Genomic DNA, 18229 nt, shown 5'->3' on the forward strand with positions numbered 1-18229 from the left:
GCAGTCCCCCTCAGTCCTCTGGCGTCTTGATGGCTTCGATCGCTGCCGGCAGATCGGAAGAACTGTCGGGCAACTGTGGCCCCTCATAGGGTGAGCCACCCGCACGGTAATACTCCCGCCCGTGATCAAACTTGTGCTGATCGCGCACATAGTGTGCAGCTTCGGTCGCGACGCCGTGGAGCACTTTTATGATTTCCGGCGTAAAATCCCCTTTTTTGGTCTGGGTCAGCCACGGGTTCTGCTGTGTGGAGATCAGGAACTTGATCCCGACGCCCGGCTCCGGGTTCACACCGATCCGCCGCGCATAATTGTCGACAAACTCCTGGCCGTACACATCCGGATCGAAGCTGGAGGCCGTCACCAGCAGATCGACGCCCGGTTGCCCGTCGTCACTGAACTTTTGCATGCTCATCGCTTCGAACATGCGTTCGTTCATTTCATTCAGGCGCGAAATTTTCCGGTTCTGAGCATACCCGTCGATATAGTTAAAAGAATAGGCCACGATGCACTGATCCGAACCCATTTCCGCAAAAAGCTCACGCAGTTCAAAATCATGCGCCAGGGCGGCCAGCAGATCATCATCAGACGGTGCCTTAAAGACCTTGTCCCGGATCATGGCTATCTGTTTGCGCACCTCGGTTCTGGAAGCGCCAACCTTTTCGGCCGGCAACCGCTGGAAAGTGGTCACATAAAAGGGATCTTCCGGCCCGGCCATTCCCACCAGCCCGGCGTAGAAACGCTTGCTCGCGAACATGCATTTTCCCAGCAGGGCACCGTAACCTGTGCGATCCGCAGGGATCAGGCTGTGTGACATGTAAACAGCAGTGGCCGCAGCACCGGGTTTTGACCCCTCCACCCCGTAAAAGCCGACCGATTGGGCGATGTCGCCGTGCTGAACTACGGGGGATGCAAAAGCGATCAGATGGCGCAGTCCGCCGTTCCGGTAGCACAGTGCGCCTGCCGGGTAGACGACAAATCCGCCCTTGTGCGGGTCAACGGTGATTGTATCGCAATGATGCAGTGCTGCGTACTGCCGCCGTACATATTCGTTCAGGTCGATGCCTGGCGCAAACTGCACGTTGCGCCGCGTGAACATATCCTTGGAAGCCCAGTCTTTGAGACTGGGAACCTTGCCCGGGGGCACAGATGACTTTGACGCGGGCAGTTGCGTGTCAGGCAGCGCATCGGGGTCATCCACACCGTAAATTTTTATCATCTGGCGTTCCAGATCGGCGCGCTCTGCATCTGTTTTGGCAGCGTCATACTGCCTGTCCAGCCAGGAATTGCGCAGCATGGATGCAAAGTACCCACCCCATGCTGCATCCGCATGCAAAGAGAACTCCAACCCACGCTGGCGAAACTCGTTTCGGATTTTGACGATCTCATGCAAAGGATCGACAGCGCTTTCTTCGGTGCTTCCAATCACTGCAACGACCTGAACGACAGGTCTGCCTTCCTGCAGGCACGCCTCCAGCATCTGCCGCAGATGAACGGGATCGGTCCGGGCGTCCAGATCCACCCTTATGCCGTGCACCGCGGCGCGACCAAGTCCCAGCAGCGAGCCCGCCTTGATCCATGAATAATGCGCGGTTGCAGGCGTCATGACCACCGGGGAAGGCGTATCCGGCAGAAAACGCCGGTGGAACTCCAGCAGTCCAAGATCCTGCACCGAATACGCCGCCAGAGCAGCCTTCAGAGTGTCTTCGCTGATACCGGCCGTTTTGCTGATGCGTGTCGGCAGTTTGATCGCCTGATCAATCGGCAGGTTCAGCAGGCTCCAGTTATCCAGATCCAGCAAACGCCGTCTTTTGCCCTGCAATGTGGTAACAGTAACGTCCCGTGCCGCAGCCATATCCGGATCATGACGAATGGCCTGTGCCAGCCCCACCCCCAGATACTTGATGTTTCTCGCGGCCCACATGCTTTCGATATTTGCAACACTGCCGTCACAGGTAATGTGACCCCACGGACGAATGGCTCCGTGACGCACCGCCTCGCGATCCGGAATCGTATAGCCCAGCATGCGACACATATCGTCGCCCGCCTCCATCTCCAGAGCCGTGGTGATGGGCGAGGCCTCGGGTGTGCAGTTGTTCTGATTGTAGAGCATCGTGGAAAAGTAACCGACGACGCTGGGCAGCGTTGTATCCCAGTACATATGGCTCTGGTTACGGTAGCTGGACATCGGGACAGAGCCCTTCAGAAAACCCAGTACCTCCCTGAAACGCTCCTCAAACAGCGCCCGTCCAGTGGTGTATCCGCTGTTCTCCAGTTCCGTGACAGAGAATGCTTCAGGATCATCCGGCTGGTACTCCCGCCGGGCACTTACGGCCTCGTCAATTGCAAGAGTGATCATTTCGCGCAGGAAGTCTTCGTTTTCGGCCTTGGGGCCCAGAAACCACGCCGCAGGCAGACTGCCACCTGGCCGGTCGAGACTGAGCTTATCCTGGAACGCGTTACGCCTGAATTCGTCGATATCGCGCACGAGTTTCGTGCGCTGGCGGCTGATCACCATTGTATCCCCCTGTTCATCCCGCGACCTTTGCTGTGCGGGCCGTCTTTTGACGTAACGGTAACAACTAAACTCCTCAGCGACTAGAAAAATCGCCTTTCCTACAATTCAGAGGAGAAAAGCGGCGCGAAATCATACAGAAAACGGCAATACTGTTCCTGTTCACACCTGTTTGGCGCGAGTCTCATGGAACACTGAGAGCAACCCGCAGCAGATGCGTGATTGCACCTGACATTCGTATTTTGCAGACACAATTCGCCCCCGCCATTTTTCGATTGAGGTGAATTCAGAACCTGTTGCCGAGCCGGATGTTATCACGGCAATCCAGCGCATTTGCTTTGGCAAACCTGGTAAAATAGCCCATCACAAATCGCTCGTTATGTGGCAGGCGCCCCGCTGAACGAACGCGCCACAAAGGCCCACTGGGACAGCGCACCTGCAAGTCACAAGCCTGTACGGATGCTGTAAACCAGGCCTCTCGTCGTACCGTCTGATGCCATCGCTTACAGCTGGGAAACGGAAACCACGCTGGATCACTGAGCCGCGCCACCCGCCGTTAAAAAGTTGTGAACAGCGGGTTTCAGTCGCGCGGGCCAGACGTGCGCAGTGCCGGTGCCAGAGCAAATGCCAGCAAGGCAAGCAGTGCCAGCAGCACGAAGGAAAGCCTTAAGCCGGTCATCTGAGCCACGAAACCAATAACGGGGGGCCCGAGTAACAAGCCACCGTAACCGAGTGTTGCTACTGCGGCGATTGCCGGGCCCGGTGCCACATGTGCGTCACGAGCGGCGCGCGAAAAGGCGAGCGGCATAAGGACAGCGTACCCGGCCCCGACCAGCGCGAAACCACCCAAAACAACAATCGGTGTTTGGCCAAGAACGACAGTCGTCAGTCCGGCAAATGCCGAGGCAGCACTCGCTCTAGTCGTTACCACCGGCCCGAAACGCTCAACCAGACGCCCGCCGGACAGGCGGACGAGCACCATCGTCACACTGAATGTGGCATATCCCAGAGCAGCCTGCGCTTTTCCGGACCCGACCGCAGTGCGCAGGAAAACAGCACTCCAGTCAGCGATTGCGCCCTCTCCCATCGAAGCTGTAAATGCGATCAGACCAATCAGAACCAGCGGACCGGTCGGCAAGGCGAGCAGCGGTCCGGATGTGTTGTCTGGTGTGGCCGCCACGCGCTCCTGCACTGCAGGGATCATAATTGCAACCGCAGTCAGGCCGCCGGCAAATGCCACGATGATGAAATGGACCTGTGGCTCCAGTCCAGAGCGCACGGCAACATACCCACTGGCGGCGCCGATCCCGGCCCCCAGACTGAACATTGCATGAAAAACCGACATCGTGCTACGTTTCAGCCGATCTTCACATTGCGCGCCCCAGCCGTTCATGGCGACATCCATTGACCCGTGCACCGCCCCGAAGAGAAACAAGGCCGCCCCGAGAGAAACCGGCCCCGGTGCCAATGCGAGCCCGACGAGAACCGGCCCGTATACCCAGCCGCAGCGCAGCGTTAATCTGTCCGCACCCCATTTTTCAGACAGGGCCCCGGCCAGTGGGAAGGACACGATTGCCCCCGCCGCCAGAGCCAGCAAAAGCAGCCCCAGCGCGCCGGGTTCGAGGTCAAAACGCTCTTTGAAAGCGGGAACGCGGGACGCCCAGACACCAAACAAAAGCCCGTTAAACAGAAAGGCTGCGGTAACCGCACGCCATACGCCATCCCGCCAGAGTGGTCCGCCGGCAACCGGCCCGCTTTGTGTTTCTTCAGACATTCAGCAAATTTACCCCTGCATCGCGCAACAGCCCCGCCCGGCACCTGTCTACAGAGGGCACAATGACGTTAAATTCGGCGAGCGCCAGTGGCATCCAGGGCAGGGGCGCTGACAAATCGTAAGCTGAACTTGATTTGCGAACGCGGGCGGGCCGTTCAAAGCGTTACCACTGTTGTCAGTGATGCTGCAGGCACCCGGTGTCGCAGTACGCATAACCGAAACCTTTGCATTGGCTGAATTTCCCGGCATTCTGCGAGAGAACAATACAGGCAGAACATCATGGAGACAGATCTGGTCATACGCGGCGGCCGGGTGGTAACGCCGGGGGGCGTTACCAACGGTGATGTTGGTGTGCGCGCCGGAAAAATCGTCTCCGTCGGAGAACCTGTCGATTATTCCAAAGAAACCATTGACGCGACGGACATGCTGGTGATGCCCGGCGGGGTGGATACCCATGCGCATATCGAACAGATGTCCGGTATGGGTCTGTGGAACGCCGATACCTTTGAAACTGCGACACGTTCTGCGGCCATGGGCGGCACCACAAGTGTGATCTCTTTTGCCGCCCAGGGTCGGGGCCAGACGCTTGCGGAAACCGTTGCCGACTATTCGGTCCGCGCGCGACGGGGTGCTATGATTGACTATGCCTTTCACATCACGGTGACGGACACCAAAGTTGCGGATTTTGAGAAGGACTTGGCAGAACTCGCAGCCGCAGGACATCGTTCTCTGAAAGTCTTTACCACCTATGATATCCGGCTCGGTGATGCAGAACTGCTCTCTGTTTTTGAGCTTGCCAGACAGAGCGGCGCGTTGGTCTGCGTACACGCGGAAAATGACGCAATTATCGCGCAGGCCCGCGACAGGCTGATCCGGAGTGGGCAGACAGCCCCGGTGCATCACGCGGCATCCCGCCCCGAAATGGCCGAGATCGAAGCGATTGAACGCATTTGCCGCTTTGCAGAATACCTGGGTCAGCCGGTCATGGTTTTCCATGTCTCTACCGCCGGCGGCGCCGCCGCCATCTGCGCGGCCAGAGCCCGGGGCGCGCCGGTCAGGGCTGAAACCTGCCCGCATTATCTGCTGATGACAGCTGATGTTCTGGACAAGCCCGGGCTCGACGGCGCGAAATGGATGTGCTCTCCGCCTCAGCGCGGCATTGCCGATCAGAACGCGCTCTGGGACGCTCTCGCAGACGGCACCCTGTGCCTTGTGTCGTCAGACCACGCGCCCTACCGTTTCGATGAAACGGGGAAACTCTCCGCCGGGCCGGACGCCGGTTTTCATCAGATCGCCAATGGATTGCCAGGGCTGGAAACGCGTCTGCCGTTAATGTTTGATGCCATGATATCCAACCAGCGGGCTGGGGCAGAGGCATTTGCAAAAATAACCGCAACAGAACCTGCTGCGGCTTACGGGCTTGAGAACAAGGGGGCAATCGCCCCGGGAAGGGATGCAGACATCGTGATCTGGGATCCGGAAAAGTCTGTGACTTATGGCGAGAACGATCTGCATGACAACACCGGTTACAACCCCTGGGCCGGGCGCACAGTCCGGGGATGGCCGGAAAGAGTGATTTTGCGCGGGCGGACGATTGTTCTGAATGGCACGCTCACCGCCCTGCCCGGAGATGGCCGGTGGATAGACAGGCCAGCACCAGCGGCGACAGCAAGGCGGGGGAAAAGCATATGAACACAGTTCTGGAGATGGTTCAGGGTATATGAAAACACTGGTTGTCATAAATCCGAACGCGTCACAGACCGTGACGGCGGGCATTGAACAGGCACTTGATCCACTGCGCCCCTTTGGCATTCCAATACGCTGTCTGACGCTGGCCCAGGGCCCGCCGGGCATTGAGACCCAGGCGCAGGCTGACCTGACAATCGCGCCAATGCTTCGACTGGCCGCACAGCAAACCGATGCGGCCGGGTATGTCATCGCCTGTTTCGGTGATCCCGGGCTGCATGCGCTTCGGTCACAGACCTCCCTTCCCGTCACGGGTATTCAGGAAGCAGCCGTGATGACCGCACTGACGCTGGGCCAAAGGTTTGGTGTCATCGCAATTCTGCCCGCATCCGTGCCGCGCCATCTGCGCGCCTTTGGCGCGATGGGCGTGCTGGACCGGCTGGCCGGCGACAGGGCATTGGGCCTGGGTGTGGCAGATCTGGCCGATCCTGATCGTTGTCTCGATGCGATGATCGGCACCGGCAAAACCCTGCGTGACCAGGACGGGGCCGAGGTGCTGATCATGGGCTGTGCCGGAATGGCGCAGTACCGTGAGAGGCTGGAACAGGAAACGGGCCTGCCTGTCGTAGAGCCCACTCAGGCCGCGGCGGGAATGGCGCTGAGCCAGATCGCACTGGGTCTGGCACACCAGAGCGGAGCCAGCGATGATTAACGAGAGCACCCGGGGCGTATTCACCATCGCCGCAACGCCATTCCTGCCAGGCGGCGCCCTGGACCTCTGCAGTATGGACAGTTTGACAGACGCCTACATTGAGCGTGGGGCCAACGGGCTGACGATCCTGGGTATGATGGGGGAAGCCGGAAAACTCACTGCCGAAGAGTCCACAAGCATCGTGAAATCGGTCACATCCCGGGCGGACGTTCCGGTCATCGTCGGCGTCTCCGCGCCCGGATTTGCTGCGATGGCGTCCCTCGCGCAAACCTCGATGGCGGCAGGCGCAGCGGGGGTCATGGTGGCGCCACCCCCGTCACTGCGGACTGATGCGCAGATCCTGGCATATTACCACCAGACAGCGGAAACTCTTGAGGACATTCCTTTTGTGCTCCAGGATTTCCCACTTGCCACCGGGGTCCAGATATCTGCTTCCGTGATCCTGCAGATCGTGCGGGACTGCCCGACCTGCGTCATGCTCAAACATGAGGACTGGCCCGGGCTCGAGAAAATATCCGCTCTGCGGGAAGCCTCAGATGCTGGCAGCAGGCGCATTTCCATCCTGTGCGGTAACGGTGGCATGTACCTGCTCGAAGAAATGATGCGCGGCGCGGACGGTGCAATGACCGGGTTCGGGTATCCGGAGATGATGGCGCTGGTGACCAAAGCATACAATGACGGCAACGCAGAACGCGCCCGTGACATCTTTGATGCTTATATGCCAATGATCCGCTATGAAGCGCAGCCCGGCATGGGGCTGGCGATCCGAAAATACTCGCTGTGGAAGCAGGGCGTGATCGCACACCCGGTCCTGCGCAGGCCTGGCGCTGTACTTTCCCAGACCGCCTGCGCAGAAGTTGACGCACTCGCTCTTCGACAGGTGGCAAAACTGCGGGACCTCGGCATCGAACCGGCTGTGTGATTACGCTCCTTGTCGGTTAAATCTCCGTTTTACTGATCCGGTCAAAAATCCGCAGCGCATCCAACCTGACCTACCGGATCGGCGCTCTGGCCGTTTCCAGGGGTCATTTGGGTGCGGCCACCCAGGTGAACTGCGGTCTCTTGTCCGGCAAGCATCCAACCTGATCGCCGTACCGGGTTCGGGCTACTCCAGAAACTCTCTCAGGTGGTCGATGAGCGCGCGGATGCGCGCCGTCAGATGCCGCCCGGGCGGATACACTGCATGCAGACCGATCGGCGGGCTTTCGTGTGTCTCAAAGAGCACCTGCAACCGGCCGTCGCTGATCAGCGGGCGCGCGGTATAGAGTGGGACCCGTCCGATCCCAAGGCCGCCGGCAGCCATCCTGGCAACGGCCATCGGTGAGTTTGCCCGGAACGAGCCGCGCACAGGAATGGCCTTTGTCTGGTTATCAACAAAAAAGGTCCAGTGATCCGTCGTGCTTCCAGCGGACTGAAGCAGACAGTTATGCTCTGTCAGGGCCTCCGGCGTGTCCGGCATCCCATGGGACGCCAGGTACTCCGGCGATGCGCAACAAATAATCCGCATATCCAGCAGCTTTCTGGCCACCAGGGTGGAATCCTGCAGATCACCAAATCGGATGGCCAGATCAAAACCCTGTTCGACAACAGAGACGTGATGATCTGACAGGTTCAGTTCGATCTCCACGCGCGGATGCGCGCTCTGAAACGGGCGTAACGCGTCAACAAGATGCGTGCTGCCAAAGCCGGTTGGGGCTGTAATCCGTACGGGACCGGCCAGCTCTGACTGTTTGTCCTGCACCAGGCCCTCAAGCTCATCGAACTGATCCAGAAGCGGCAGGCAACGGTCATAGTATGCGCGCCCCGTTTCGGTCAGCGTGACGCTGCGCGTGGTTCTGTGAAGAAGCTGCGCGCCGAGCCTCTCTTCCAGCTGGCGCACGTATTTGCTGGCCAGTTTGGTGCTGATACCAAGCCGGTTCGCGCCCCCGGTAAAGGACTGCTCTGCCGCAACAGCGGCAAAGGTACGCATTCCGTCAATCGTATCCAAGGCCGCACCTCACTCCGCCGGGCTCGCTCCGAGAAACCAACCGGTTCTCTGGCACCCTGCACGTTACACGTGTGGTCTGATCTGGTACACCAATGCGCTGGCCGTGAGCGGATTTCTGATCATGTCAGGTGAGAAAGTCTTCCCGGCGCGGGGTAAAACAATCGATAAGCTCGCCAGCTTCGCGGCAGATGCAGCCGTGTTCTGTATCTGCTGGTATCACCAGGCTGTCGCCTGGCCCCAGTTCATTTTCGGCACCACCGCAAAAGAACAGAAAACGCCCGGATCTGACATAGGTGGACTGCACGTGTGGATGCTGGTGAAGCCTGCCCTCTGCCCCCTTTTCAAAGCGGAACGAGACCATCATCAGATCGGGATGGTCTGCCAGAACCTGACGCGTCACGCCGGGATCAGTTGCAACAACCGGGTGGGTATTCTTCATGAAAAGTCATCTCCTGCGGAGCTGTGTGGTCGAGCGCGGCGCCTGTTATTCAAAGTAGTCTGAATGTTTGATATGGATTTCCGCGATGGTTTCATCCAGACGGCCCAGGTGCCTGCGCGTTACCTCTGTCGCGGCCTCGACATTGCCTCCGGTAAGCGCTGTTGCAAGCTCTCTGTGATCAGAAAACAGGGTCGCAGCCTCACTCTGACGTCCCAGACTGAGCACGCAGAGCCGGTCAATGCGCTGTTTGCACTCCTGAATAGTGTTAAAGGCAAGCGGGTATCCGCCCAGCTCGCAGATCAGTTTGTGAAACTTGTAGTCAAGCCCGTGGAATGCCTCTGCATTCCCCGTACTGATTGCTTCCGCCTGTTCCTCAAGGTTCCGGCCCAGAGTATCCGTGTTTTCTGCGCTCCAGGTCAGACAGGCGCTGCGAACAACTTCCAGCTCAACCGCAAGCCTTACAAACCGCGCATGTGCGATACGTAACAGGGAAAACCCGCGTACTTTGGTAGCCTTCTGCGGTCGGATCAGCAGCAGATCCTGTGCCTCCAGACGATTGAATGCATCCCTTACCGGTTGACGCGAAACACCAAACCGTTTCGCAATGTCCGCTTCTGACAGCTTGGCACCCGGCAGGATTTCCAGCGACACGATTTCTTCAAGCAGTTGATCAAAAACGATATCTGTCGTTGTGCGCCGTTCAAAGACTTCTGAAAATCCCTGCATAGGTCTCTTTTGTCCTTCTTTCCGTGTCCCCTCGCGGGTCAGAATCCGCGGGCACCGTCACATATCACCGGGTTATCCGCATCCTCTGCGCCCGCCAAGGCTTTCCCGTTTGGCGAGAGCACTTGATGCCGCCCGGGCGACAGACGCCATAAACATAGTTGTTGACAATACTAGTATACTAGTCGTCTAAATAATCCAAGAGACTCATTCGACTAAATCTGCCGGTCCGTCAGCGGCCCGTCAGGCAAACCAGAAACGAGGGACAACGGCATGGATCAGCCACTGATCGACACGGCAAAGAACGGCCGCAGTCTGGAAGGCAAGACAGCGATCGTGACGGGTGGTGGCAGGGACATCGGACGCGCCTGCGTGATGGACCTTGCACGTGCAGGTGCCAGTGTTGCCATCAATTACCACAGCTCCTCTGAGGGCGCAGAGAGCGCCGTATCAGAGATCAGGGCCGCCGGAGGGCAGGCCTTTGCCCGGCAGGGCGATATGACGAGCGATCAGGATGTTGCCGCCCTCGTTGAAGAAACCGCACAGACTTTCGGACAGGGTGTGGATGTGCTCGTGCATGTCACTGGCGGTCTTGTAGCGCGCAGGACAATGCTGGAAATGGATACCGCGCACTGGAACTATGTCATGGACCTGAATGCAGGTTCGTTCATGCGCGCCACCCGCGAAGTTCTGCCGCATATGTCCGGTTCAGGATCAATTGTGGGCATCGCAAGTCAGGCGGGACGCGACGGAGGAGGCCCAGGCGCCGTGGCCTATGCGGCCTCAAAAGGGGCGGTTATGACAATGACGCGGGGGCTGGCCAAAGAGCTGGGTCCGGGCATTCGCGTGAATTCTGTCTGCCCGGGAATGATCGACACCGATTTCCACAACACTTTTACAAAAGACGAAGTCCGCAGCCACGTTGCGAATATCACGCCACTGAAACGCGAAGGCACGTCAGAAGAGGTCGCAGCGCTGGTGAGCTTTCTGGCATCAGACGCGGCCTCGTTCATAACAGGAACAAATATCGACATAAACGGAGGTTTGATTTTTTCATAACCGGCCTGTGGCCGGTACGCTGGACAGATGTCCACCATTCAAGGGAGGAAAGAATGACTTATTCACTGACAAAAACACTGCTGGGCGCAGCAACTGCTGTATCTGTACTTTGCACGGCCGCTGTCGCGGCAGACTGGCGTGGCTGGAACATCCACACCGAAGGCTATCCGAACACAATCGCGATGGACCGGTTTGCAGAACTTCTGGCGGAAAAAACCGGCGGCGAGGTCACGCTGCAAATGTTCCATGGCGGCACTCTGGGCAGCCAGCCTGACGCGATTGAGCAGGTCCGTCTGGGTGGTCTGGAAATCGGCAACTTCAATCTGGGGCCAATCGGGCCGATAGCCCCCGAAGCCAATGTAGTTTCCCTGCCATTCATCTTTAAAGATGTCCCGCACATGTTCCGCGTTCTGGAAAGTGACGGCGGTGCTGCGATTGCCGAAGGCATGGCGGCCAAAGGGCTTGTGCCTCTCGCATGGTATGACGCCGGCGCCCGTTCATTTTACAACGGCGACAAACCGATCAATGCACCGGCAGATGTGGCAGGCATGAAAGTGCGGGTCATGAACAATGATCTCTACTCTGGCATGATTGCAGAGCTGGGCGGAAACCCCTCGCCCATGGCATTTGCCGAAGTCTACCAGGCGCTGAAAACCGGCGTTGTGGACGGTGCGGAGAATAACTGGCCCTCCTACGAGTCCACCGGTCACTTTGAGGTGGCAGGCTATTACTCACTCAGCCAGCACCTGATCATTCCGGAATGCATCTGTGTGAATGCTGATGCCTACAACGCGCTGTCTGACGAAATGAAAACCGCTGTGAAAGAAGCCGCGATGGAATCCGCGGACATGCAGCGGGAGCTTTGGGCGGAACGCGAAGCCAGCAGCCGGAAAATGGTCGAGGACGGCGGCGTCATCGTGAATGTGATTGCGGACAAAGGTCCCTTTCAGTCCGCTATGACGCCGGTTTACGAGACGTATCTGGCGAGCAACCCGGATCTGCGTCCGCTGGTCGAGCTGATCCAGGCCACTGAATAAATCTGGCCTGACGTCGCGCGCCCGCAGACACAGCGGGCGCGCGATCCATTGATTTCCGGAGATTGCAGATGTCAGAGCATCAGACCAATGCGGATCTGTCCCGCCCCGTCGCGGCCTTTGAAAGGCTGCTGGACAGTATCGCCGCGATCTGCCGGGTCTTAACGGGTGTGTCACTGGTGTTTCTCACCGTGATCTTTGGCTGGCTTGTTTTTGGGCGTTATGTCCTGAACGCCACACCGACGTGGGTGGAGCAGGCAGCATTACTGCTGGTCATGACCATCGCATTTCTGGGCGCGGCAGTGGGCATACATGAAAACACACATCTGTCTGTGACTGTCCTGCGCACAGCTGTCCCTGAAAAAGTACAGCGCATCCTCGCCGCAGCCAGCGACATACTGCTCGCCGGTTTCGGGTTTCTGATGCTCTGGCAGGGCGCAAAACTCACAGCATTCAAATGGGGCTCTATGATACCGTTGATACATCTGCCCGAAGGTTTGCGATCACTGCCTCTGACCATCGGTGGCGGTCTTATTGTACTCTTCACGCTCGGCCATCTGATGCGCCTTGTACAGGGACGCGACATGCGTGCCGCCAGCCTGCAGCAGGATATCTGAATGGGCCTCTTCGTTCTTCTTGGGATGTTCGCGCTGAGCGTCATCATCGGTGTGCCGGTCGCTTTTGCACTGGGCATCTCCGCAATCGCCGCCTTCTGGTACGAGGGACTGCCCCTGATGATCGGCTTTCAGCGGATCATTTCAGGGATCAACGTCTTTTCGCTGATGGCCATTCCGTTTTTCATCTTTGCGGGCGAGCTGATGTTTCACGGGGGAATCGCCGCCCGGCTTGTGCGTTTTGCTTCTGCCGCTGTTGGTGCGGTGCGCGGCGGTCTGGGCATCGTGAATGTCTTTTCGTCCATGCTCTTTGGTGGCATTTCCGGGTCTGCAGTCGCCGATATCTCTGCTCTGGGGTCCATACTGATCCCGGTGATGAAGGAAAAAGGCTATGACGCCGACTATGCTGTAAACGTCACTGTCACGTCATCAATTGCCGGTATTGTCATTCCGCCCAGCCACAACATGATCATTTTTGCCATCGCAGCCGGCGGCGGCATCTCAATCTCGAAACTGTTTCTGGCAGGTGTCCTGCCCGGCATTCTGATGTGTCTGTGCCTCGCTGTCGCCGCCTATGTCGTTGCGGTCAGACGCGGCTACAAGGCCGAAACCTTCCCGGGGTGGCAGGCGCTTCTTCTGAGTTTTGCAGCGGCAATCCCGGGGCTTTTTACAGCCGTGATTATTGTCGGCGGCGTTCTTTCCGGCATCTTTACCGTGACGGAGTCAGGTGCATTCGGCGCGATATACGCATTCGTTGTCACGCTGCTGGTTTATCGCAGCATCACCTGGATAACGTTCAGAACCGCCGTTGCCCAGGCCGTACGCACGACGGGAATGGTGATGATCCTGATCGCCTGCGCGGGTGCGTTTGCCTATATGCTGACGTTTTACCGCGTGCCTGCACAGATGGTCACACTGCTGACCGGACTGACCGACAATCCAATTCTGATCCTGTTGCTGATCAACGTCGTGTTGCTGATCCTGGGCATGATCATGGATATGGCCGCCCTGATCCTGATCTGCACGCCGATCTTTCTCCCGGTTGCAAACAGCCTCGGTATTGACCCGCTGCAGTTTGGGATGATCCTGATGGTCAATCTGGGGCTGGGACTGTGCACGCCGCCTGTGGGTGCCTGTCTTTTTGTCGGATGTGCGGTCGGAAAACTGCCCATGGAGCGGGCAGTACGCACGATCTGGCCTTTTTATCTCGCGATTTTTGCGGCCCTCATGATGATCACTTTTGTGCCCGCCATTTCGCTGACCCTGCCACGATTGCTGGAATAGTGCGCCTGTCTCACTCCCGCCCACCGGCGGGCTTACCGCACCGGCCCGCCCCACAGATCTGAGGTGCCCGCCAGACGTGCGGCACCCTGGGGCACATGTGTCCAGTCCAATGGCAGAACGTCGTCAATGCATCCCATGTCCGGGGCCAGATCCGGCCTGTCGATAAAGGCAAGCATGATCTGCCGTGCACAGTCTGTCCCCTGTGCTGTCGGCGTCGCCCCCAGGACGCCATGTGCGCCCTGGGGAAAAACAGCAAGCCAGCCGTTTTCGATCTGCAGTTGCTGTGCAGCAAGGCGTGCTGCATCCAGCGGTGCGGGCGCATCCAATGCGCCATGCAGGACCAGAACGGGCGCTTTGCCGGCCTCTGTCAGAGCTGTATCCGGCACCGGGGGATCATACTTGGGCCAGGTGGGATGCAAGCGCGCGTACTCTGCCTCAGCGCCGGTTGAAAGGACGGCACTTTCAAAGTCAGCCTGCAGGCGCGCCGCACTCTGACCGGGCCGGTACATTTCGGAAAGAACGACGTGGTTGTGCAGTACTGCAGAGAACGTTCCGTTGCGCGTGGCCGCAGAGAAATTCAACACCAGACGCGATACGAACCAGATATCCCGCCAGCTGCAGCGCCTGATGCGGTGCACAAGCGGCGGGATCAGAACACGCGTATCGGCAAAGAAAGTCATGGCCGCCAGAAGACGTCGCGCCACATCAGGCGACAGGTTCAGAAATCCACAGTGCCCCGCCTCCAGCTCTGTGAACATCCGGGAAATCTGGTCTTGCAGCGGGCTGTCAAAATATCGGCTGCAACTGATTGAGCCATCACATTTATCCAGAAAGGCCAGCGCACCGGCTTCCAGATTTGCATCATAACCGGTCATACCCCCGTCAGATGCCACGAGGCCCTCGAGCACTGCACCGGCAGGCGGATGCTGCGTCAATTGCAGATACCGGCGCACGAGGTGGGTTCCATAGGAGCCGCCATAGACAAACACGGGGACCTCAGGTTCACGGAATTTTCGCACAAGCGCATCAAGATCGAGCGCAGACGCTTTGGTCGAAAAGTGCGCCAACCGACTGCCCTGATCATTCCTGACGGCCCGGATACAATCAGGCCATTCCGATGGTACAATCAGCGCACCGCCCGGGCTGCCAGCGGCCTCCTGCCCGGCACAGCCCAGGCGCTCTGATCCTCCGACCCCCCGATGATCCACCGCATAATAAGCGATGTCCGGGCGCAGTTCTTCAACGCCCGCGCTGAGATCAGGCATCCCGGCGGTGGCGGAGGCACCAGGCCCCCCATGCACCAGCCAGATCTGGGCTGTGGTATTTCCAGCAGGCAGACGCCGTTTTACAAGAAGATCAATCTGATCTTCGGATGGCACGCTGCGATCGAGGGGCACCGAAATACGCGCACATTCCGCCAGCCTGTCACGGGCCAGTGGGTCCCAGGCACAGTCCTGCCACAGCGGTGGCTCACTGAGATCGGTCGCGATGAGATCATCCGGAAAGTAGTCAGGCACAGGTTTCCAGAGCAGGAAAACAACAGCACTCATCACAACCAGCAGCACAAGAACGCCAGCCGTCAGAATACGTTTCAGCCTGGATCCGCGCGGACGTGTCATACGAAGAGAACGCTAACACGACAGGACCTGCACCGAAAGCCAGCCACATCAGGACATCGTCAGTATGTCGAAATCGCGACCTCTTTCGAACTGTCTGCCTGCGCATGAACCACCCTTTCCAGGTCTTCCAGAAACCGGTCCGTGCTCCGGGCATGGATGGGTGTCAGCGTCATTTGCAATCCGACCGGGTGCGCTGTGCGGCTGGTGTACCAGCCCAGGCGCCCAAGACGGTCCTCGGAAATGAAGGCGTCACGGCCGGGAGACATAAATGAGAGCACGCCAAGCGGTTGCTTTCCCATCAGCTCAAATCCACCGATGTCGCGCAGTCCCGCTTCGATGCGGGCCCGTGTCTGCATGATCTGCCCGGCCCGCTCTTTGTATCCCTTCTCGCCAAGATTAGTCATGACCGCCCAGGCTGCTGCCAGCGCGCCACCTGATCGGGTGCCTGCAAGAGTGCGGGTTTCATAACCGCCCTTGGGCCAGTTATCAAAGTAAAAGCGGTTGCGCGCCAGGTCCTCTGCATCCCGGTATGCGATGAGTGCGTTTCCCTTTGGGGCATAGCCATATTTGTGCAGGTCTGCTGACAGGGATCTGACACCCGGCACGGACAAATCATATTCCGGCACCGCGTGGCCCTGCGCACGCACAAAGGGCGCGAGGTATCCCCCCAGACAGGCATCCACATGCAGCCAGAGATCATACTTCTGCGCCAGAGCGCCCAGTGCCGGTATGGGATCGACCGTACCAAAAGGCAAAGATGGTGCCGACCCGACGATACCGGCAACATCACCGGTGACCGCGCCCGCAACGGCCCCCGGGTCCATGCAAAAATCCGACCCGAGAGGCACGCGGTGGATGTGCATGCCCAGCAGGCCCGCTGCTTTTTCCCAGGCCGGATGCGCACTCCGACCGGCCAGAACCACCGGACGGGCCAGCGCCGGCCGCTGTTCGCGGGCGCGGTGACGGATTGCCTGCATGGCGAGGATAATGCTTTCTGTACCGCCCGAAGTTACCGCAGCGCCTGCACCAACGGGCGCCTGCCACAGAGGCAACGACATCGCGATGATCTCCTGTTCCATCTGCTGCAAGCCGGGAAAGGCGCGCGGCGCGAGCGCGTTGCTCTGCTGGAACATCGTATAGGCCTGAGCCGAGATCCTCTGAACATCCTCACCCGCCCAGTAAACATGCAGCGCGGAGCGGCCCGCACGCCAGTCTGCATCGGATGACTGCAGATCCTGCAGGCGTCTGAACACTTCTGTCTCACAGGTCCCGGTCCGGGGGAGTGCGGATTCTGAAGGGGCCTGCGGGACCATCATCCCGCCTGCTCCGGAAACCAGAAACGGTGCATTCTCGGGGTAATGTCCGGATCCGGCGAGGCGAGACAGGCAAACTGCCCGTTTTCCAGCACTAGCTCCTGCAGGTAAAACTCCGGGCTCCGCGGGTTACGCATCCTGACGGGTTCTTTGCCTGTTTCGGCCCCAACAACACAAAAACTGTCCAGCGGTACAGAAAGTCCGGTTCCGATGGCCTTGAGCACAGCTTCTTTCCGCGTCCAGATGCGATAAAACCAATCGAGGCGTTCCGATGCAGGGACATGGGACAGGAGCTGTCTTTCAGCCGGGTGGAACATTCGTGCGATACCGAAGAGTTCGGGAACAGGCCGGCGGATTTCGAAATCCAGTCCGATCTCTGCCCCTTGGGAAACCGCAATCAGCGCCGTGCTTTCGCGCCGGGAAACGCTGAAAACAAGATCGCTGTGTTGCAAAGCAGGCTTGCCAAAAGGACCAGCGCAAAACCGCAATTCTGACGCGGGCAGATGCGTGATGTGACCCAGCAGCATGCGCAGCGCGACACGCGTCGCCGCCCGGTCAGCGCGACCGGCAGTTGCCAGCCTGTCAGATTGGTTCAGGTACGGATGGCTCAGAACTTTTCCGCATATGCGGCTCAGATCAACGTGCCAGATGTCCACAGTTCTGCCTGGCTGGTCTGTCTCCCGGTCTTTTCCATGTGCGGTCCGGGACAGTGTGCTGTTCTCACCCATACCAGACCGATCCGACCGACGCTCCCTGAGAGTTCAGAGACGACATCATTGCCTTTATCCGGCGGGCCAGCGCCTCTTTCTGCATATCGATAAAGAAATGGCCGCCAGGTAACTGTTCAAAGGTGCCGCCCATCACACTCAGCGGCAACCATGCGGCGAGATCAGCAGCCGTGACTTTTTCGTCCTCTCGGCCCCCAAGGGCGTAAACCGGCACAGGAATTTGTCGTCTGTGCGCAAACTGATATGTCTCGCAAAGCTGAAAATCAGCGCGCAACCGCGGCAGAACAAGCGCCATCAACTCGCTGTCTTCCAGCATCTCGGGCGGTGTTCCCTGGAACCGGACGAGCTCTCCGATCAATGCGTCATCATCCATCAGATGAAGCGGCAGTTCGCGGGCCGGAACCTGTGGTGCGCGCGTCGCCGCCGCGATGAGAACCGCGGGCAATGGGCCATTCAGATCCATAAGGCGGCAGACAAGTTCGTAGGCAATCATTGCGCCCATGCTGTAGCCGAACAACCCATAGCTTCGATCCGCCCTGCCCTGTAAAACCGGCAACAGATATTCGACGGCGTCCTGCATGCGCAAAAACGGCGGACGGTCATAGGACGAGCCGCGCCCGGGCAGATCCGGTGTCACCAGTGTGATGCGCCCGGTTGTCTGTTCTGCGAGGCCCGCGAACATCGCAGAGGTTGCGCCCGCTGCATGCAGACAGACGAGTTCGGGCACTGATCCCCGAGGCGCAAA

The 18229-nt window shown here is 58.9% G+C and carries 16 protein-coding genes; 7 read left to right on the plus strand and 9 right to left on the minus strand.

All coding sequences use genetic code 11. The features are described 5' to 3' along the window. Positions 1–10: 10 nt before the first annotated feature. Both Q1A34_RS14220 and Q1A34_RS14225 read right to left on the minus strand, forming a co-directional pair. Positions 11–2515, minus strand: coding sequence for a pyridoxal-dependent decarboxylase (locus Q1A34_RS14220; RefSeq protein ID WP_300035334.1), 2505 nt, complete (start codon positions 2513–2515; stop codon positions 11–13). Positions 2516–3092: 577 nt separating this feature from the next. Further along, positions 3093–4286 carry an MFS transporter gene (locus Q1A34_RS14225; RefSeq protein WP_300035337.1) on the minus strand — a complete coding sequence of 398 codons (1194 nt, stop codon included), beginning with the start codon at positions 4284–4286 and terminating at the stop codon, positions 3093–3095. A 279-nt stretch (positions 4287–4565) separates the two neighbouring features. Here Q1A34_RS14225 and hydA point away from each other — a divergent pair, with 279 nt between their 5' ends. Genes hydA through Q1A34_RS14240 form a run of 3 tightly spaced genes read left to right on the plus strand, consistent with a single transcriptional unit; the run spans position 4566 to position 7606 of the window. After that, entirely contained in the window at positions 4566–5978 is a 1413-nt protein-coding gene (gene hydA, locus Q1A34_RS14230; RefSeq protein WP_300035340.1) for a dihydropyrimidinase, read from the plus strand. A gap of 28 nt (positions 5979–6006) precedes the next feature. Next, on the plus strand, positions 6007–6684 hold the full coding sequence (locus Q1A34_RS14235) for an aspartate/glutamate racemase family protein (protein ID WP_300035342.1): 678 nt from the start codon (positions 6007–6009) through the stop codon (positions 6682–6684). Next, positions 6677–7606 carry a dihydrodipicolinate synthase family protein gene (locus tag Q1A34_RS14240; RefSeq protein WP_300035345.1) on the plus strand — a complete coding sequence of 310 codons (930 nt, stop codon included), beginning with the start codon at positions 6677–6679 and terminating at the stop codon, positions 7604–7606. Before Q1A34_RS14235 ends, Q1A34_RS14240 begins: the two co-directional genes overlap by 8 nt. Positions 7607–7789: 183 nt before the next feature. Here the strand turns inward: Q1A34_RS14240 and Q1A34_RS14245 are convergent, their stop codons facing one another. The 3 genes from Q1A34_RS14245 to Q1A34_RS14255 all read right to left on the minus strand — a co-directional run bounded on the left by Q1A34_RS14245 (position 7790) and on the right by Q1A34_RS14255 (position 9836). Next, positions 7790–8671 carry a LysR family transcriptional regulator gene (locus Q1A34_RS14245; protein WP_300035348.1) on the minus strand — a complete coding sequence of 294 codons (882 nt, stop codon included), beginning with the start codon at positions 8669–8671 and terminating at the stop codon, positions 7790–7792. Between the two features lie 124 nt (positions 8672–8795). Then, positions 8796–9110, minus strand: a complete 315-nt coding sequence (locus Q1A34_RS14250) for a cupin domain-containing protein (RefSeq protein ID WP_300035351.1) — start codon at positions 9108–9110, stop codon at positions 8796–8798. Positions 9111–9155: 45 nt separating this feature from the next. Further along, positions 9156–9836: a GntR family transcriptional regulator gene (locus Q1A34_RS14255; protein ID WP_300035354.1), complete on the minus strand. Its 681-nt coding sequence runs from the start codon at positions 9834–9836 to the stop codon at positions 9156–9158. A 270-nt stretch (positions 9837–10106) separates the two neighbouring features. Between Q1A34_RS14255 and Q1A34_RS14260 the strand changes: the two genes are divergently transcribed. From Q1A34_RS14260 to Q1A34_RS14275, 4 genes are all read left to right on the plus strand, one after another. Further along, the gene (locus Q1A34_RS14260) at positions 10107–10892 is read left to right on the plus strand and encodes an SDR family NAD(P)-dependent oxidoreductase (protein WP_300035357.1); all 786 of its coding nucleotides are present in this window, start codon (positions 10107–10109) and stop codon (positions 10890–10892) included. 53 nt (positions 10893–10945) lie between these two features. After that, positions 10946–11929: a TRAP transporter substrate-binding protein gene (locus Q1A34_RS14265; RefSeq protein WP_300035360.1), complete on the plus strand. Its 984-nt coding sequence runs from the start codon at positions 10946–10948 to the stop codon at positions 11927–11929. A gap of 68 nt (positions 11930–11997) precedes the next feature. Further along, on the plus strand, positions 11998–12543 hold the full coding sequence (locus tag Q1A34_RS14270; protein WP_300035363.1) for a TRAP transporter small permease: 546 nt from the start codon (positions 11998–12000) through the stop codon (positions 12541–12543). After that, positions 12544–13824 (plus strand): TRAP transporter large permease, encoded by a 1281-nt coding sequence (locus tag Q1A34_RS14275; RefSeq protein ID WP_300035366.1) that lies wholly within the window; start codon positions 12544–12546, stop codon positions 13822–13824. A 32-nt stretch (positions 13825–13856) separates the two neighbouring features. Here Q1A34_RS14275 and Q1A34_RS14280 read toward each other — a convergent pair whose 3' ends face one another. Genes Q1A34_RS14280 through Q1A34_RS14295 form a run of 4 tightly spaced genes read right to left on the minus strand, consistent with a single transcriptional unit; the run spans position 13857 to position 18211 of the window. Beyond that, positions 13857–15443, minus strand: a complete 1587-nt coding sequence (locus Q1A34_RS14280; protein WP_300035369.1) for an alpha/beta hydrolase — start codon at positions 15441–15443, stop codon at positions 13857–13859. A gap of 59 nt (positions 15444–15502) precedes the next feature. Next, the gene (locus tag Q1A34_RS14285; RefSeq protein ID WP_300035372.1) at positions 15503–16696 is read right to left on the minus strand and encodes an aminotransferase class V-fold PLP-dependent enzyme; all 1194 of its coding nucleotides are present in this window, start codon (positions 16694–16696) and stop codon (positions 15503–15505) included. A gap of 59 nt (positions 16697–16755) precedes the next feature. Further along, entirely contained in the window at positions 16756–17484 is a 729-nt protein-coding gene (locus tag Q1A34_RS14290; protein WP_300035375.1) for a 4'-phosphopantetheinyl transferase superfamily protein, read from the minus strand. Next, a complete protein-coding gene (locus Q1A34_RS14295) occupies positions 17477–18211 on the minus strand; it encodes an alpha/beta fold hydrolase (RefSeq protein WP_300035378.1) in 735 nt (244 codons plus the stop codon). The genes Q1A34_RS14290 and Q1A34_RS14295 overlap by 8 nt, the downstream gene beginning before the upstream one ends. Positions 18212–18229 lie beyond the last annotated feature (18 nt).

Source organism: uncultured Roseobacter sp., assembly GCF_947491795.1.
In the GTDB taxonomy this organism is placed as follows: domain Bacteria; phylum Pseudomonadota; class Alphaproteobacteria; order Rhodobacterales; family Rhodobacteraceae; genus Roseobacter.

Excerpts from the sequence above, each read along its gene's own strand:
- Q1A34_RS14220 (WP_300035334.1), bottom strand. The coding sequence starts at position 2,515 with ATGGTGATCAGCCGCCAGCGCACGAAACTCGTGCGCGATATCGACGAA.
- Q1A34_RS14225 (WP_300035337.1), bottom strand. The coding sequence starts at position 4,286 with ATGTCTGAAGAAACACAAAGCGGGCCGGTTGCCGGCGGACCACTCTGG.
- hydA (WP_300035340.1), top strand. The coding sequence starts at position 4,566 with ATGGAGACAGATCTGGTCATACGCGGCGGCCGGGTGGTAACGCCGGGG.
- Q1A34_RS14235 (WP_300035342.1), top strand. The coding sequence starts at position 6,007 with ATGAAAACACTGGTTGTCATAAATCCGAACGCGTCACAGACCGTGACG.
- Q1A34_RS14240 (WP_300035345.1), top strand. The coding sequence starts at position 6,677 with ATGATTAACGAGAGCACCCGGGGCGTATTCACCATCGCCGCAACGCCA.
- Q1A34_RS14250 (WP_300035351.1), bottom strand. The coding sequence starts at position 9,110 with ATGAAGAATACCCACCCGGTTGTTGCAACTGATCCCGGCGTGACGCGT.
- Q1A34_RS14255 (WP_300035354.1), bottom strand. The coding sequence starts at position 9,836 with ATGCAGGGATTTTCAGAAGTCTTTGAACGGCGCACAACGACAGATATC.
- Q1A34_RS14260 (WP_300035357.1), top strand. The coding sequence starts at position 10,107 with ATGGATCAGCCACTGATCGACACGGCAAAGAACGGCCGCAGTCTGGAA.
- Q1A34_RS14265 (WP_300035360.1), top strand. The coding sequence starts at position 10,946 with ATGACTTATTCACTGACAAAAACACTGCTGGGCGCAGCAACTGCTGTA.
- Q1A34_RS14270 (WP_300035363.1), top strand. The coding sequence starts at position 11,998 with ATGTCAGAGCATCAGACCAATGCGGATCTGTCCCGCCCCGTCGCGGCC.
- Q1A34_RS14275 (WP_300035366.1), top strand. The coding sequence starts at position 12,544 with ATGGGCCTCTTCGTTCTTCTTGGGATGTTCGCGCTGAGCGTCATCATC.
- Q1A34_RS14280 (WP_300035369.1), bottom strand. The coding sequence starts at position 15,443 with ATGACACGTCCGCGCGGATCCAGGCTGAAACGTATTCTGACGGCTGGC.
- Q1A34_RS14290 (WP_300035375.1), bottom strand. The coding sequence starts at position 17,484 with ATGGGTGAGAACAGCACACTGTCCCGGACCGCACATGGAAAAGACCGG.